Source organism: Ancylobacter sp. (assembly GCF_965249975.1).
Lineage (GTDB): Bacteria > Pseudomonadota > Alphaproteobacteria > Rhizobiales > Xanthobacteraceae > Ancylobacter.
On the sequence record NZ_CBDFNE010000004.1, the window covers coordinates 129,128 to 145,531 of the forward strand.

Sequence of the window (16,404 nt, forward strand, 5' to 3'; positions counted from 1 at the left end):
GGGCCCGGCTGGCAGGTGACAGTGAGCGCTGGGGGGGCGGGCGCTCGGGGCCCCGCCGCCGCGAAGGCGGCGGGGCGAGGGGCGGGAGGCAGGCTCAGCGATAGGGGTAGCCGGCCTTCTGCATGGTCTCGTCATATTTCTTGAAGGCGGCAACCACCTTGGCCGCGCGCGGGCTGGACGACGACACCTCGTCCCAGAAGCCCTTGGAATCGGCCACCACCTGCGCCCATTCGGCCGGCGGCAGGGCGGTCAGTTCCATCTTGTTGCCCTCGACGCGCAGCTTGGCCTCGCCGCCCCAGTACCAGACATCGCGGTAATAGTGCGACTGGTCGATGCTCATCAGGAACAGCTCCTTGAGATGCGCCGGCACCTTCTCCCAGCTCGGCGTGTTGGCGAAGTAGCTGCCGAACCAGGCGCCAGTGACCGAATTGGTCAGCGCGTAGTTGCACACATCCGCCCAGCCCACTTCATAGGCCTCGGTGAAGCCGCACCAGGCCACGCCGTCGAGCTCACCGGTCTGCAGCGCCACTTCCACGTTGTCCCACGGGATGGTCACCGGCACGAGGCCGTATTTGGAGAGGAACTTGCCGGCGGTCGGCACGCCGAACACGCGCAGGCCCGCCATGTCGGCGAGGCTCTTGATCGGCTTGTTGACGGTGAAGATGTGCAGCGGGTCCCAGGCGCCGGTGGAGAGCCAGGTGACGTTCGGCACCTCGGCATAGGCCTCGGCCCAGATTTCCTTGAGGCCGTAATAGCGGAACAGCGCCGGCACATCGAGGCTGTAGCGGGTGGCGAAGGGGAAGTAGCCGCCGAAGACAGCGATATCGACCGGCGAGGCCATGGTGGCCTCGTCCGACTGCACCGCGTCGATCGTGCCGGACTGCAAGGCGCGGAACAGGTCGGAGGTCGGCACCAGCTGGTCGGCGTAATAGAGCTCGATCTCCATTGCGCCATTGGCGGCGGCGTTGAAGGCGTCGATCTGCGGCTTGATCACATGCGCGCCGAGCGGGGCGCCGGAATAGGTCTGCAGGCGCCACTTGATGGTGCCGGCCTGGGCGATGACGGCGGGGGCGGCGAGCGTCGAGCCGGCGAGCGCCGCGCCGGTGCCCAGCGCCGCCTTGCCGAGGAAACTGCGGCGGGTGGCGAGAATGGCGTCTGCGGCGGGATCGACCTTTTTCGGGAAGGGCGTCGTCGCGGCGGGCTTCTTGATGTCGTCGGTCATCTTGTTCTCCTCTGGAAGGGGGAAAGGTTGGACAAGGCCGTTGATCAGCCTTTGACCTTCATATGTTCGGGGAGCCAGAGCGCGATCTGCGGGAAGACCATCAGGATGATGATGGTGAACATCATGATCGCGGCGAAGGGCCAGATCGACTTGTAGATGTCGACCAGCGAGATTTCCTTCGGCGCCAGCGAGCGCATCAGGAACAGATTATAGCCGAAGGGTGGGGTGATGTAGGCGATCTGGCAGGTAATCGTGTAGAGGATGCCGTACCAGATCAGCTGGTTGTCGAAGCCGAGATCGAGCGCCTTCACCAGCGGGATGTAGAGCGGCGCGACGATGACCAGCATGGCGGTGTCGTCGAGGAACATGCCCATGATGATGAAGCTCAGCTGCATCATGATGATGATGGTCCAGGGATTGAGATCCCACTGCTTCACGAACAGGAACTCGATCGCCTTCACCGCGCCGAGCCCGTCGAACACGGTGCCGAAGGCGAGCGCGGCCAGGATCAGCCACATGAACATGCAGGAGACGTTCAGCGTCTTCAGCGCGGTGTCGCGCAGCACCGGCCAGTTGAGCCGGCGCTTGGCCAGCGCCGCCAGCGTCGCCGCCGTGGCGCCGACTGCCGAGCTTTCCACCAGGCTGGTGACGCCGAAGACGAACAGGCCGGTCATGAAGAAGAAGATGGCGAAGGGAATTATGCCCGCCCGCGCCAGCGCCAGCTTTTCGCGCAGCGGCATGTTGAGCTCATCGTCGGTGAGCTTGGGCGCCAGCTTCGGGTTCAGCTTCACCCGGACATAGATGTAGAGAATGAACAGCGCGGCCATCAAAAGGCCGGGCCCGACGCCGGCGAACCACAGCTTCGACACCGGCTGGCGGGCGATCATGCCGTAGAGCACCAGCACCACCGAGGGCGGGATGAGGATGCCGAGCGAGGAGCCGCCCTGGATGACGCCTGAGATCAGCACCTTGTCATAGCCGCGACGGATCATTTCCGGCAGGGCGATGGTGGCGCCGATGGCCATGCCGGCGACGGAAAGCCCGTTCATCGCCGAGATGATGACCATGAGGAAGATGGTGCCGATGGCGAGGCCGCCGGTGAAGCGCCCGAACCAGACATGCAGCGCTCTGTACAAATCCTCCGCAATGCCGGATTCCGCGAGGACGTAGCCCATGTAAATGAACATGGGCAGGGTCAGCATCGCGTACCAGTTGAACAGCTTGAACACCTGGTTGAACGGTAGGTCGATGGCGCCGGGGCCATAGAGCAGCAGCGCGGCGGCGGAGGCGACGAAGCCGATGCCGGCGAAGACCAGCTGGCCGCTGATCAGCGCCAGCACCATCGACGCGAACATCAGGAGCGCGATCGTCTCATAGGACATCAGAGCTTCTCCCCGCGCAGGGTGGCGATATGCTTGAACACCAGCGCGAAGGCCTGCATCAGCATCAGAATGAGACAGACGGTGAGCAGCGCCTTGATCGGAATCACCGAGGGATTCCAGATCGAGAAGCGCTTCTCATTGGTGGCAATGGCGTATTGCAGGCTGGAAATGGAGCCGATGAGCAGAACGCCGAGATAGAAGATGAGGCACCAGACGGTGGCGAGGTCCATCTTCGCCTTGCCGCGCTCCGACAGGGTCGAATACCAGAGGTCCATGCGCACATGCTCATTGTTCTTGAGCGTGAACGGGCCACCCATGAAGTAATAGGCGGCGAGCATGAACTGGGTGAGTTCCACCGCCCAGTGCACCGGCATCTTGATGAGGTTGCGGGTCACCGCGTCGAACATCAGCACCCCGCCCATGGCGAAGACCAGCGACGCGGCGAGATAGCCGACATAGTCCGAGAGCTTGTCCGTCACGCGGACATAGGCGGCGATCAGCCGCCAGCCGCCCCCGCTCCGCTTCACGCCTTCCACCTGCACGCGGTGTCTCCATGGCTGGCCGGGCGCCCCTTGCCGGGCGACAGGACCCACGCCCGCAGCCACGCCGCGCCGGCCGGGGCCAGCGCAGGGCGATGCGGGGTGCGGCGCTGCCGCCGTCGGCCGGGCATGGGCCCGGCAGGTGCTGCCCGGTTCAATTCAGTCCCCTCGCGCTGCATTGCACTAATGTTGTGCTTGCTTGATTTTTTCGCGCTTGCGATCACTCTAACGTAACGGAGCGCAAAGGGAAGCCCGATTTTTGACCTAATTGCCCGTTCAGTCGCTGAATTTGTGAACAAAAAGTCCGAACGGTCGGTCGCGGCCCGGATTCATTGACCAAATCGATGTTTCGCGCGGAATCCACTGGATTAACGCCGCCCATTCGGTCAAACTTGGCCGTATTGACCGCCTTTCCGCTCTGGCATAACCGATCCTGAATGCCTTGATGGCCGAACGGGCAGGGGCGGCATGGGGCGGCGCGGGGCGCGGCTCGTTGGGAGACAGGCTTGGCACTTTCCTCGCGCCATCAGGACATCGTCGCGCTGGTCGCCGCTGCGGGCGAATTGACCGTGGAAGCGCTTTCCGATCGGCTCGGCGTCTCGCGCGAGACGGTGCGGCGCGATCTGGCGCGGCTGGAGACCACGGGGCATCTGCGCCGCTACCATGGCGGCGCGCGCGCGCTCGCCGCGCCGGGCGCCGAGCCCGAGGAAGAGCGCCCCTTCGCGCAGCGCATGGTGCAGAACGCGGCGGGCAAGAAACGCATCGCCCTGGCGGCCCGCGAGCTATTCGGCCCCGAGGATTCGCTGTTCATCGACACCGGCAGCACCACCATCGCCTTCGCCGAGGCGTTGGCGACGCGGCCGGCGCTGGTCGCCATCACCAATGCGCCGCGCATCGCCGCGACGCTGGCGGCACCGCATACCCACAAGGTGTTTCTGCTCGGCGGAGCCTATGGCGCCGACGCCGGGGAGAGCCTCGGCCCGCTGGCGCTGGAGCAGATCGGCAAGTTCCGCACCCGCCACGCCGTGCTCACCATCGGCGCCATCGACGCCCATGCGGTGATGGATTTCGACCTGCAGGAGGCGGAGGTGGCGAAGGCGATGATCGAGCGCGCCGACCGCGTCACCGTGCTGGCCGACCACAGCAAGTTCGAGCGCGGTGCGGTGTTCGAGGTCGCGCCGCTGGCGCGCATCGACCGGCTGGTGACCGATGTGCCGCCTTCCGAGGCGATGAGGCGCGCCCTCACCGAGGCCGGGGTGGAACTGATCGTCGCCGAGGCGGAGTGAGCGGACGACGGAATCCCCCCTCCTGTGCGGCCCTTCGGCGGGTGTCGTCCCGCTATCGCTTGCCTCAGTCCCCTATCGCTTGCCCCACGTCAGGTACATGCCGACATCGCCGGGCATGTCGTTGGGCCATTCCACGATGAGGGCGGAAAGCCCGTAGCCGGTGCTTTTCAGGTGGTCGCGCCAGATTTCATAGGCCTGGCGCGGGCGTCCGGTCAGCGTTTCCGGCCAGCCGGGCTCGGCATTGTTGATCGCCCGCCCATGGTCGGTGCACAGCGAATTGGGAAAGCGCATCACCATGATCTCGGTCTCGCCGCGCTCGGCGGCGGCGCGCATCTTCACCAGCAGCGTCTCGGCGAGTTCGTGCAGCTTCTGCGGCGTCAGGTCGATGGGTTCGGCCAGCCGCTTGGCGAGTTCCTCCTTGGCGTGGCGGGCATGGTCCATAGCCTCTACCGCCTCGTTCATCTTCGCCAGCGCGATCTTGTCCATATAGGTGCGCAGATCGGCGGCGGACATGAAGCTCTCGTCACCGAGCTTCTCATGCAGGCCGGGGGTCTCGGTCATCGTTTCGCTCCTCGGTGGGTTGCCGCCGGTGGCGGATGGCGTTCAGAAGATCGCGGGGACGTGGTGGCGCACATCCTCCGGCTCGACATAGCCCTTGGGCTTCTGCCGCTTCGGCAGGGTGATCTTGTCGCGCTTGGGCGCCTCATAGGGCACCTTGGACAGCAAATGGCTGATGACGTTGAGCCGCGTGCCCTTCTTGTCGTCGGACCGCGCGACATACCAGGGCGCCCAGGCGCTGTCGGAAGCGGTGAACATGGCGTCGCGGGCGCGGGAATAATCGTACCAGCGGCCATAGGATTCGAGGTCCATCGGCGAGAGCTTCCAGATCTTGCGCGGGTCGTGGATGCGCTGCTCGATCCGGCGGGTCTGTTCCTCCGGGCTCACTTCCAGCCAGTATTTCAACAGGATCACGCCGGATTCGACGATGACGCGCTCGACGGCGGAAATGGTGTCGAGGAACTTCTCCGCCTCCGCCTCGGTGCAGAAGCCCATCACCCGCTCGACGCCGGCGCGGTTGTACCAGGAGCGGTCGAAGATCACGATCTCGCCCGCCGCCGGCAGATGCGGCAGGTAGCGCTGGGCATACATCTGCGATTTCTCGCGCTCGCTCGGCGCCGGCAGGGCGACGACGCGGAACACGCGCGGGCTCACCCGCTCGGTGATGGCCTTGATGACGCCGCCCTTGCCGGCGCCGTCGCGACCCTCGAACAGGATGCAGATCTTGGCGCCGGTCGCCTTGGTCCATTCCTGCAGCGCGACCAGCTCCCCATGCAGGCGCTTGAGTTCGCGCTCATACACCTTGCGGGAGAGAGGGGCGGGCGCTTCGTCGCTCGTTTTGCTCATGGGGTCTGTCCCGCACGGATGACGCCCGGCGTCGCCAGAACGGGCGCCGGCCCTACGAGCATACCCTAGACGCTGCACGGGCCCGGGCCTTGATCTTAGGCAAGAGCGGGCAAAGCGCCCGCGGGCCAGCGGCCGGGGCTCAGCCGCCGGATGTCGCGGGTTCCACCGGCGTGATCTGCAGCGACTGGAACTGGATCTCGCCGGAGGCGAACTGCTCCGAGGTCGAGCGCGAATCGTGGAACAGCCGCAGCCGCTGGGCATCGCAGCGGCCATTATTGGGAATGGTGATGTCGAAGGAAAACGGCCGCCACACGCGCGGCGCGCCCATCAGCAGGGTCGACTGGCCGGCCACCGGCCCGCCGGGATAGCACAGCAGCTGCCAGACCATGCCGCGCTTGGAGGACATCACCCCCTTCTGCTCGCCGGAGAACTGGTAGCGGCCGGGTCGCAGGAAGGTCACCTGCTCGATCGCGCCCAGCCGGATGCGGCCGACGCCGAAGCGGATGCGCAGCACGCGCCCGTCCACCGTGTCGTTGCGCGCCTGCAGATCGATGAAGGCGTTCATCGGCCGCGGCAGGTTCCAGTTGAAGGGCAGGGTGCTGGGGTCGCGGGCGAAATCGAGGTTGTTCACCGGCCGGACCTTCAGCACCTCCTCCGCCGGCAGCATTTGCAGCCAGATATTATAGGCGCCCTCGGCGCGCTTTTCCGCCGCCATCCGCGCCCGCAGCAGCGGGATCAGCTCGGCCTCGTTCGGCGGGCTGCCGGCCTCCTTCAGCGCCTGGATCAGCGCCAGCGGCGCGTCCGAGGCGGCGAGCTTGGCCCCCATGCTGCGCAGGAACAGCGGGCGCCAGCCAGGGTTACGCACCAGCGCCGCCACCAGCGCGGCGCGCCCTTCCGGCTCCAGCGCCAGCGAATTGAGATAGCTCAGCGTGTATTCGTTGAGCGCAGGGCGGGTCTGGATGAGCACCGCCGCCAGCGCCACCACGCCTTGATAGTCCTTGCGCTCGTAATCCTGATGCATCAGCCAGAAGGCGGCCACGGTCTCGCGGCGCGAGCGGGCGACCGCGTCCAGCATCGCCTGGCGGCTGGCATTGAGATCGTCCGTGGTGTCGCCGAGCAGGCGGTAGGCCGAGGGCTCCAGCGGCGCGGCGGCGGCGATGCGGGCGGCGAGGTCGCGCAGGCCGGCGCGGATGGCGGGCAGTTCCGCCGCCGCGGGCGGTAGGGCGGGGGCCGCGGCTTCGTCCGGTGCGTCCTCGGCGGCATCGTCGCGCGCCGGTGCGGCGAGCGAGGCGGCGTGCTCGCGCTCGGCCTGCGCCAGCGCGTCCTCGGCCGGGGGGGCCTCATCCACGGCGGCGGCTTCGCTGTCGCGGTCGGGGTTCTCCTGGGCAATCTTGCCCTGCTGCTCCGCCTGCGCCGCCGCTTGCCGGGCGGCGGCTTCCTGCGCAGCGGCTTCCCGGGCTGAGGCCTCTTGTTGCGCCCGCGTCGTGGCGGCGGCGAGCCGGGCGCGTTCTTCCCGCGCCAGGGTCAGCAGCGCCTGCGGATGGTCGGGATAGAGCCACAGCGCCAGCTGCGGGTGGCGCTCGGCCAGCGCCATCGGCAGCGAGGTGGTGGCGATGAGCACGGCGAGGGCCACCAGGCCGGCGGCGAGCGCCGCGCTGCGCACGGGATGCACCGTCATGGCGAGGCGGGCGTTCCGCAGCCCGGTGAAGCGCGGGCGAAGCCAGGAGATCTGCAGCCAGGAGGCGTGCGGGCGCGGCGACCGCTGGCGCCGGTGCGTCGGTCGGCTCATCGGCGGCCCCAGAGAAGGCCCCAGAGCCGAACCCACAGCGAGGGTTCCTCAAGCCGGTGGACGCTGAGCGGCAGCGGCCGACGCGAAAGGCCGCTGCCCGCGCCGGCGCCGCCGGGACGGGAGCCGTTCGTCCCCGGCCCGCCGCCATTCGGCGCGCGCGTCCCGGCCTTCGACGCCCGCGTCTTGCCGGAAGGCACCTTGGCCGCATTGGGCCTTGCGGCGCCCGGCTTGCCGCCTCCCGGCCCTGCGCCATTGGTGCGGGTGCCATTCGATCCCGGGGGGCGCCCCGCCCCAGCACGCGTGCCGGCGCTCGGCGCGGGCGGGCGGCGCAGCTCATAGGCCTCGCGCCGCTCTGGCGTCTTCAGGTCCTCCCAGGCGCGGGAGACGCGGGCGGCGAACACTTCGCGGTCGAGCGGCCCGCGGCGCTGCGCCTGCAGGTCGGGATGCAGCCAGCGCATCAGCAGCGCCATATTATGGCGCAGCTCCTCATGGGTGGACTGCGGCCCGCCACCGAGCACGCGGTAGCTGTCGGCGTCGCGACAGAGCAGCGCCTGTTCGATGAAGAAGCCGGCGGCCTCCTGCAAGGGTTGCCGGGTGAAGCCGCTGCGGCGGCTGGCGGTGGCGAGCGCCTCTTCCTCGCCGACGGCGATGGCGAGCAGCCGGCCGACATCCGGCGGCAGCGGCCGGCCGGGCAGGTTGCGGGCCCTGACCGGGTCCTTGAACAAAGCGAGCGCGGCGTCGAGCGCGTCGGGCTCCGCCATGGTCAGGCCGCTTCGGAGTGGTCGGTCTTGGAATCGCGGCGGCCGAATTTCGGCAGCAGCGCCTTCACGCCCTCGAGCCCGCGCGTGCCGGGGCTGGGGCTGCCGGTGTCGGTGCCCTGCCCATATTCGTAGCCATAGCCGTAGCCATAACCATAGCCATAGCCGTAATGGGCGCTGCGGGTGTCGAACTTGGTCAGCACGACGCCGATGGTGGCGGCGCGGGCGATCTGCAGCCGGCGCAGCGCGTTGCGGGCAATGGCACGGCGCCCGTCGCCGGAGCCGGTGACGAAGATGGTCGCCTGCGCGGCGGCGCCGAGCAGCTGGGCGTCGGCGATGCTGAGCATGGGCGGGCTGTCGAAGATCAGCAGGTCGTAAATCTCCAGCCCGACCGAGATCAGCGAGAACACATGGGTGCCGCCGAGAATTTCCGCCGCATTGGGCGGCAGCGGGCCGGAGGCGAGGAAATCGAGCGTGTCGAGATCGGTCGCCTGCACCACATCATGCAGGGTCGACATGCCGGTGAGGCAGTTGCTCAGCCCCACCGAATTGTCGTAGCCGAGCTTGCTGTGCACCGAGGGGCGGCGCAGATCGGCGTCGATCAGCAGCACCCGCTTGCCTGTAATGGCATAATGGCGCGCGAGCGCGATGGCGGTGCTCGACTTGCCTTCCGCCGCGCCGGCGCTGGTGACGACCAGCGTGCGCGGCAGGCCGGTCTCGGTGGCGAATTGCAGCGAGGTCGCCAGCGAGCGATAGGCTTCGGCGACGGGTGAGCGTGGATCGCTCAATTCGGCGACGATGCCATTGGGGAACTCGGCGCGCGGCACGATGCCGAGGATCGGCAGGCCGGTGGCCTTCTCCGCGTCCTCGGGGGTGCGGATGCGGTCGTCGAGCAGTTCGATCAGGCAGGCCGCGCCGAAGCCGCCGATCAGCCCGAGCATCAGCCCGCCCGCGAGTAGCAGCATCGTGCGCGGGTGGGAGGGGCCGACGGGCGGCAGGGCGCGGTCGACGATGAAGACATTGTTGGTACCGACGCCGCTGGCGACATCGACTTCCTTATAGCGCTGCAGCAGGTCGTTATAGAGGTTGCGGCTGGAATCGACCTCGCGCTGGAGAATGCCGTAGCGCACGCTCTTCTTCTGCAGATCCAGCACCTCGCCGCGCAGTTCCTCGATCCGCTGGCGCATCTGCGCTTCCTGATTGGACGAGGATTCGTAGGCGGCTTTCAGCGAGCTGCGGATGGCCGTGACTTCGGCAGCGAGCTGGCGGTCGATCTCGGCGATCTTGTTGGAGATCTCGACCATGGCGGGATAGCCGGGCTTGAAGGTCTCCAGCCCCTGCTCATATTGCCGCCTGAGCTCGTTGCGCTGGGTGCGCAGCCCGTCAATGACATTGTTGGTCAGAAGCTGCGGCAGGTTGATGCCGGTGGCGGCGTCGACCTGCTTCCAGTTCTCCTCGTCGCGAATGCGGGTGGAGATGAGCTGGCCGAGCGCGGCATTGGCGGCAGCGAGATTGCTCTCGGCGATCGAGACCTTGTCATTGGTCTGGACCATGTTCTCGCTTTCCGAGAAGGCGATCACCGCCCGCTCGGATTCCTCAAGCCGCAGCTTCAGCTGCTTGATCTGGTCTTCGAGGAACACCTTGGCGTAGGAGCTGGCCTCGAACCGCTTGTCGAGATTGGAGGCGATATAGGCGTCGGCATAGGCATTGGCGATGGAGGCGGCGCGCGCCGGCGACACGTCGGTGTATTTGATGTCGACCAGTCGCGACGCGGTCACCGGGCGAATATCCACATCGCCCTTCACGCGGTTCACGGCGCGGCGGTGATTGCGCTCCTGCTCCGCCGCCGCTTCGGTTTCATCGGACGGGCCGGAGAACAGACCGAACAGGCTGCCGATCAGGCCGGGCGAGGAGGCGGTGAAGTCCGCGTTCTGATCGAGGCCCAGCGCCGCCACCACCCGCTCGGACATGGCGCGGCTCTTCAAGATTTCATATTGCGTCTTCTGGAACTCGGCGCCGCCGCGTTCGGTCGGCGCCTGCACGCCGCCGTCAACGATCTTGCTCGCCTCGCTATCGATCTGGATACGGACATTGGCGGTGTAGAGCGGGGTGGCGAGGAAGCTGTAGACCAGCGCGATGACGCCGAGGGCGCCGGCGCTGCTGAGGATCAGCGTGCGCCATTTCAGCGCGATGCCGATCACATAGTGCAGCGCGGCGGCGAGTTCGGATTCGTGATGGGTTTCCGGCCCGACATAGGCGGCGGCGCCGTAGCCATAGCCATAGTTGTCGCGCGCGGCGGGAAGGTTCCGGCTCTCCTGCACAACCGGAAGGTTACGATCGCCGCCCGGCCGTCCGCTCTCCGCCCCCTCGCCCATCATCCGTTTATGCTTCCCTTGAGGCGCATCCCGCTGCTCGCTCTGGTTGGGCTACAACAGCATGAACGCATTGAACAGCGGCACAGTCTGGAAAATGTACTTCATGCCGATCTTAAGGTCGGAACTCGGCACGGTGACGATGTCGCCTGCCTGGAGGTCCGGGTCGCTGGCCTTCTGCGAGCGCAGATCGGCGACGCTGAACTTGGCCACCGCCGTCTTGCCGTCCATCCGGCGGAACACCAAAATCGTGCCCTCCGCCACTTCCTGCATGCCGCCGGCCATGGCGATGGACTGCAGCAGCGACATCGGCCCCTGCATGGGGAATACGCCCGGCTTGTTCACCGCCCCGTCCACGGTGATGCGGTGGCTGTTATACTCCTTCACCAGCACCGTCACCTGCGGGTTGCGCAGGTAATTGCCGCCGAGCTTGGCGGCGAGGTCCTTCTCGATCTCGCTCACCGTGCGGCCGGCCGCCTTAACTTCGCCCACCAGCGGAAAGGCGAAGCTGCCGCTTTCCGACACCTGCACCGTCTTGGTCAGGTCCTCGACCTTGAATACCGTAATGTTCAGCACATCGAGCGGGCCGACGCGGTAGCCGTCCGAGCCGGGCGTGCTAACGGCGGTCAAGGCGCTCACCGCTGCCGCCTCGCCCGCCGGGAGGTTTGCCGGCTGCGCCGCCACCGGGGTACTCGCAGCCGCGGGCGTCGCCGCCGGGCGGGTCGTCGCAGCACTTGAGCGGGTCGCAGGCGTCGCGTCGGCCGAATCCGCATAGTTCGCCGCCGAGGCGGAGGGCGAAGGATTATCGCCCGACGAGGCGACGCAGCCGGCCAAGCAGACCGCCGCCACCATCAGCGCCGCGATGCGTGCGGAAATCGTCGCTCTCGTTCCGCCCAGCCTCATTGAACCCCATCCCTGTCGACGCACATTCGGCCGGCGCCCTGTCCAAAACGATATCGCGCGGGCATTGCACCGCCAGGCGCGTGGCTTCCGCCGATCCCACCAGTGCTTCGGCCGCCCGACGGCCTTCCGCAAGGTCCGGCGGGCGCTTCACCGTATCATGCGCGTCGCTGGCGAGGATATGCGCCTTTCCCTCGCTGACCATCTTCTCTGCCCAGTATTTGGGCCGGCGCCCGAAACGGCCGGTGAGCGAACCGGAGGTAATCTGCATCCACACACCGCGCGCGGCCATGCGTTCGATCAGATCATACTTCTCCTCGATCCACTTCAAGCGCTCCGGGTGGGTTACGATAGGCACATAATTCGCCAAAAGAATGGTAAAGACCAAGTCGTCCAGCCGCGCCGGAGCGACATTGTGCGGTGGCTCCACCAGCACATAGCGCGTGTCCCCCAGGGTCAGCAGCCGCCCGCGGCCGATCTCGCCGGCGAAATCCGGCACGATGTGGTTGTCGGCGCCGGGAATGAGGATGAGCGGCACCCCGGCCTCGTCGAGCACGCGCTGCAGATCGTCCACCGCCTGGCGGATCTTGGGGCCTTCATTGTGATAGACGCCCGGCAGGATGTGCGGGGTGCAGGCGACGATCTCCACCCCTTGCGCGACATGCAGCCGCGCCATTTCAAGCGAGACGGCGTAGTCGGCCGCGCCATCGTCGATGCCGGGCAGGATATGATTGTGCAGGTCGATCATGGGGCCCATCTGTGCATGCGGCCAGCGGGAGCGTCCTTGCGGGCGGTCAATCGGCCGCACCCCGCACACCATGCCAACGGCCGGCGCCGCCGCGTCACAGGTGTGCAGATAGGGCGGGGGAGGGGGCTCAGCAAGGAGCGCATGCGCGCGGCCCGCTTTTGCAGGCACGCACCCCGGCGAGGACGGCGGTTTTGCCCACAGGGGGCGGTACCGGCGAAGCTGGGGCGAAGATCGTGCGTTTGTAAGGGAATCTCGGCATTCCTCGCGCGCAGCAGCGGGATAAGAGACAAACTGGAAACCACGTCATCCCTGCGGTTTTGATTTCAGGGCACAAACCCAGTAACATTCAGCAAGGTTGGCGTGCCAGAGGTTACCAATCGTAAAGCGGGGCGAAATGAAGCGTTTTGTGGCGTATGCGTCGGTGGCGGGGCTCGTCTCGCTTGGCATGATCGGTTCGGCGGCGGCGGATGCCTGCCAGACCACAGGCACGCTGGCCGAGGCGGTGGGTACTGTGCTGGTCGACAAGGGCCAGGGCTTTGCCCCGGGCGTCGTCGGCGCTTCGCTCAAGGGCGGCGACAAGGTGGCGGTGCAGGGCCCCGGCAGCGCCGTGGTCGATTTCGGCAATGAGCGCACCGTGACCGTGCCCTCTTCCACGACCGAGACCCTGCGCGTCCCCGGCTGCGGCGTGGCGCTGGACAGTTCCACCGGGCTGGTGATCGGCACAGTCGCCGTCGGCGGCGGCATCGCGGCGGCCATTGCCCTCTCCAACAATGACAGCAAGAATGGGATCATCTTCCCGGTCAGCCCGTGATCGGGGCGACGAACGAGGCGCGTGAAAGAGGCAATTGGCCCTGTTTCTGAAGCCACATGGCGATGGGGGGGGGGGCGTATGGTGCGTCTGTCCTCCTGCTGTTCGCGAGCATCGTGCTCGGCGGGGCCACGCGCACGGGCTATCTCGCCGATGTGCTGCTGCAGTTCCTTTCCCTCCCCTTCCTTGCCCTGGCGGCGTGGCTCTGGCTTGATCGCCTGACCGTGCCCCCTGGCCGCCCGCGGTTAAGCTTCGGTCTCGCCTGCGGCGCCGCGATCGCGGTGGTCGGCCTGCTCCTCGCGCTGGCGCAGTTCTTTCCGCTGTTCGGCGCGCCGGGCTGGGGCGGCCTCTCGGCCCGCCTTGTTGCCGCTGGCGGACAGGGGCTGGAGGGCGTCGCCTGGACGGGCAGTTCCTCCGTCGACCCGGCGGCGAGTCTCGCCGCGCTCCCTGCCGTGCTGCCGCCGCTGGCGCTGTTTCTTCTGGTCGCCCTGCTCGACGAGGAGCGCCGCCTGCGCTTTTCCGGCTGGGCGGTGGTCTTCGGCTTCCTGGCGCTGTTCCTCGGCATTCTGCAGGTGATGCAGGGGCCGGCCAGCGCGCTGCGCTTCTTCGAGATCAGCAACCGCTCGGAATCGGTGGGTTTCTTCGCCAACCGCAACCATTTCGCCGCGCAGCTCTATGTGACCTTCCTCCTTGGCGTTGCCTGGTTCGTCGGACGTGGCGACCGTGTTCTGGGGCATCGCGGCCCGAGCACGCCCAAGGTGATCTGGCTCGCGGGGGCGTTCTGTCTTGGCCTGCTGATCATGGCCGGCATCGCGCTCGCCCGTTCGCGCGCCGGCATCCTGCTGCTGCTGCTGGGGCTGGCGGGTGTGGTGGTGATGGCGCCGCTGATCCTCGCCGTGCTGCGCGGGCGCGCCGCCGCCCCCCGGCGGGTGCGCAGCCTCGTGCTCGCCGTGCTGGTGGGGCTGGTGCTGCTGGTCGGCCAGCTCGGCGCCGATCGCTTTCTCGGCCGTTTCGGCGGCGGCCTTGTCGACCAGATGCGCGCAAATCTCAACGAGACGACGCTTCAGGCTGCGCTGGAAGCTCTGCCCTTCGGCACCGGGCTTGGCACCTTCACCGCCGTGTTCCCGGTCTATGAAGGCGCGGCGACTCTCGGCCCGCAATATGTCAACCGCGCCCATGACGACTGGGTGGAGTTCTTCCTCGAAACCGGCCTCGCCGGCGGGCTGCTCGTGGCGCTGTTTCTCGTCTGGTTCGGCGCGCGCGTGTACCGGCTGTGGATCGCCCCGGAGGAGACGGGGGCGACGCGGCTCCTGGTGCTGCAGCAATGCGCCTCGCTGGCGGTGCTGCTGCTGCTGCTGCATTCCTTCGTCGATTATCCCCTGCGCACCGCCGCCATGCTCGCTTATTTCGCTGCCTGCTGCGCGCTGATGACGCCGGCCGCAGCGCTGGCGCGGATCACGCGGCAGGCGCGCACACCCACCGTTCCCGCCGTCCCCACGCGCGCCGCGCCGGCACGCCGGCCGATGCGGTCCCCCGGCGCGGGAGCGCGGACATGATCAAGCGGGCCGCGCCTTGGAGCGATAAAGCGCCGGATCGCGCGCAGCCCCCGTCCGCCCGCCGTGCCAGGGCTCCCTTCCAGGTGCGTCCGCCCGGCCCAAAGGTTGTCGCGCATGTCTGATGTTTACGCCAAGCGGGGCAAGCGCCTGCTCGATGTGGCGCTGGCGCTGGCGCTGATCGTGCCGGCGGGTCTCGTCTGTCTTGGCTGCATTCTTGCCATCCGGCTGGAAAGCCCGGGTCCGGGGCTGTTCCGGCAAACACGGGTAGGGCGAAATCGCCGTCCGTTCGTGCTCTACAAGCTGCGAACCATGACGACCAATACCGGCAACCATCCCAGTCACGAGGTGCCGCCGGCGGCGATCACGCGGCTCGGCGCACTCCTGCGCAGGACCAAACTCGACGAACTGCCGCAACTGGTGAATGTGTTGTGGGGCGATATGAGCTTTGTCGGCCCGCGCCCCTGCCTGCCGAGCCAGGAGCTGCTGATTTCCGAGCGTGCCCGGCGGGGCGTCTATGGGGTGCGGCCGGGCATCACCGGCCCGGCGCAGATCGCGGGGATCGACATGTCGACGCCGGTGGAGCTGGCGCAAGCGGATGCCGGTTATCTCGGAGAGATGACGCTCGCGTCGGATCTCGGCTATCTCGTCAAAACCGCACGGGGCGCCGGCCGTGGCGATGCGGCTATGCGTTGCTGACGCCCTCGGCGAGAAAGGCAAGGCTTTGCGGCATCCGCTCAAGGGGACGCCAGCCGAAGGCGGTCGTGAGTTCCTGCACGGGAGCCATCTCCAGCCCGTCGACGATTCCCCCCACCAGATCGCGCCGGCCGGTGGCAGAGCCGATGGCCCGCAGGAATAGGGGTGGCACGGGAAGCAGCAGTGGCGCGCGTCCGCGCTGGGCTCCCATCATAATGGCCAGTTCGCGCGTCGAGATCGCTTGTCCGTCCCAGGGTTCGAAAACGCGGCCCGCAGCGGCATCCCAGCGCTCGGGCTCCGCCAAGGCGATGGCACGGAACAACGCGACAAGATTGGTGCGTGAGAGATAGGCGCGTGGTGCCCGCGCCGCGCCCACAGGGAGCGGGATCGGCTTTCCCGCAAGACGCGCCAGCGCCGCGAAGCCTCCCTTGCAACCGGGGCCATAGACCGGTGGCAAGCGCAGGATCACGGTCTTCAGGTCGCCGGCGGCGATAAACCGCTCTTCGAGTGCCCGCTTGGCGGCACCATACGCACCCCGGCCCTCGCGCGCATACACGCTGCTGGCAAGGATGATGCCCTTAATCCGTGTTTCACGGGCCGCGGCAATGATGGCGTCCGCGTTGCGCAGGCCGGTTTGCGGATCGCGCGCGGCAAGGCGCGAAGGGTCGTCGGCAAGATGCAGGATGAAATCGGACCCCGAAAAGGCGCCTTCGAGCGCCGCCGGATCGCTGTAGCAAGGAATGCGGGTCCAGTCGGTTGCGGGCGGCAGCCAGGCGGGGCGCGGATGCCGGGAGACGGCACGGTATTCCAGGTCGGTGCAGGGCGCCTCCGCCAGCAGACCTCGCGCGATAAAGCCTGTGGCTCCCGTGACCGCGAGCCTAACTTTCTCATTTTCGCGCGTCATGTCTCTCATTATTCTGGCCTAAGTGCAGGAAACATGCGAAGCC

15 protein-coding genes are annotated in these 16,404 nt (G+C 67.5%); 4 read left to right on the forward strand and 11 right to left on the reverse strand.

The annotated features are described in order from the left end of the window. Positions 1–94: 94 nt before the first annotated feature. The 3 genes from ACP2AH_RS05250 to ACP2AH_RS05260 are packed head-to-tail and all read right to left on the reverse strand — an operon-like array spanning position 95 to position 3,131. On the reverse strand, positions 95–1,222 hold the full coding sequence (locus ACP2AH_RS05250) for a C4-dicarboxylate ABC transporter (protein WP_425104846.1): 1,128 nt from the start codon (positions 1,220–1,222) through the stop codon (positions 95–97). Positions 1,223–1,266: 44 nt separating this feature from the next. Continuing rightward, complete coding sequence (locus ACP2AH_RS05255; protein WP_425104847.1) at positions 1,267–2,604, reverse strand: TRAP transporter large permease; 1,338 nt, start codon at positions 2,602–2,604, stop codon at positions 1,267–1,269. After that, the gene (locus ACP2AH_RS05260; protein WP_425104848.1) at positions 2,604–3,131 is read right to left on the reverse strand and encodes a TRAP transporter small permease subunit; all 528 of its coding nucleotides are present in this window, start codon (positions 3,129–3,131) and stop codon (positions 2,604–2,606) included. The genes ACP2AH_RS05255 and ACP2AH_RS05260 overlap by 1 nt, the downstream gene beginning before the upstream one ends. Positions 3,132–3,649: 518 nt before the next feature. Here ACP2AH_RS05260 and ACP2AH_RS05265 point away from each other — a divergent pair. After that, complete coding sequence (locus tag ACP2AH_RS05265) at positions 3,650–4,429, forward strand: DeoR/GlpR family DNA-binding transcription regulator (protein ID WP_425104849.1); 780 nt, start codon at positions 3,650–3,652, stop codon at positions 4,427–4,429. Positions 4,430–4,501: 72 nt separating this feature from the next. On the opposite strand, the gene ACP2AH_RS05270 is transcribed toward ACP2AH_RS05265, so the two are convergent. The 7 genes from ACP2AH_RS05270 to ACP2AH_RS05300 form a co-directional block, all read right to left on the reverse strand. Beyond that, complete coding sequence (locus tag ACP2AH_RS05270; RefSeq protein WP_425104850.1) at positions 4,502–4,990, reverse strand: hypothetical protein; 489 nt, start codon at positions 4,988–4,990, stop codon at positions 4,502–4,504. A 42-nt stretch (positions 4,991–5,032) separates the two neighbouring features. Beyond that, positions 5,033–5,833: a polyphosphate kinase 2 gene (ppk2, locus tag ACP2AH_RS05275; RefSeq protein ID WP_425104851.1), complete on the reverse strand. Its 801-nt coding sequence runs from the start codon at positions 5,831–5,833 to the stop codon at positions 5,033–5,035. A gap of 139 nt (positions 5,834–5,972) precedes the next feature. Next, entirely contained in the window at positions 5,973–7,622 is a 1,650-nt protein-coding gene (locus tag ACP2AH_RS05280) for a hypothetical protein (protein ID WP_425104852.1), read from the reverse strand. Further along, entirely contained in the window at positions 7,619–8,383 is a 765-nt protein-coding gene (locus tag ACP2AH_RS05285) for a hypothetical protein (protein WP_425104853.1), read from the reverse strand. The genes ACP2AH_RS05280 and ACP2AH_RS05285 overlap by 4 nt, the downstream gene beginning before the upstream one ends. Before the next feature lie 2 nt (positions 8,384–8,385). Further along, a complete protein-coding gene (locus tag ACP2AH_RS05290; protein ID WP_425104854.1) occupies positions 8,386–10,758 on the reverse strand; it encodes a GumC family protein in 2,373 nt (790 codons plus the stop codon). A 48-nt stretch (positions 10,759–10,806) separates the two neighbouring features. After that, a complete protein-coding gene (locus ACP2AH_RS05295; protein WP_425104855.1) occupies positions 10,807–11,391 on the reverse strand; it encodes a polysaccharide biosynthesis/export family protein in 585 nt (194 codons plus the stop codon). Between the two features lie 163 nt (positions 11,392–11,554). Further along, positions 11,555–12,400, reverse strand: a complete 846-nt coding sequence (locus ACP2AH_RS05300) for a tyrosine-protein phosphatase (protein ID WP_425104856.1) — start codon at positions 12,398–12,400, stop codon at positions 11,555–11,557. 394 nt (positions 12,401–12,794) lie between these two features. Here ACP2AH_RS05300 and ACP2AH_RS05305 point away from each other — a divergent pair, with 394 nt between their 5' ends. From ACP2AH_RS05305 to ACP2AH_RS05315, 3 genes are all read left to right on the forward strand, one after another. Continuing rightward, positions 12,795–13,211 (forward strand): hypothetical protein, encoded by a 417-nt coding sequence (locus ACP2AH_RS05305; protein ID WP_425104857.1) that lies wholly within the window; start codon positions 12,795–12,797, stop codon positions 13,209–13,211. Between the two features lie 56 nt (positions 13,212–13,267). Then, positions 13,268–14,764 carry an O-antigen ligase family protein gene (locus ACP2AH_RS05310; RefSeq protein WP_425104858.1) on the forward strand — a complete coding sequence of 499 codons (1,497 nt, stop codon included), beginning with the start codon at positions 13,268–13,270 and terminating at the stop codon, positions 14,762–14,764. 114 nt (positions 14,765–14,878) lie between these two features. Next, positions 14,879–15,460, forward strand: a complete 582-nt coding sequence (locus ACP2AH_RS05315; RefSeq protein WP_425104859.1) for a sugar transferase — start codon at positions 14,879–14,881, stop codon at positions 15,458–15,460. Here the strand turns inward: ACP2AH_RS05315 and ACP2AH_RS05320 are convergent. Next, entirely contained in the window at positions 15,447–16,361 is a 915-nt protein-coding gene (locus tag ACP2AH_RS05320) for an NAD-dependent epimerase/dehydratase family protein (protein WP_425104860.1), read from the reverse strand. The two genes, ACP2AH_RS05315 and ACP2AH_RS05320, sit on opposite strands and share 14 nt — an antisense overlap. Positions 16,362–16,404: the final 43 nt, after the last annotated feature.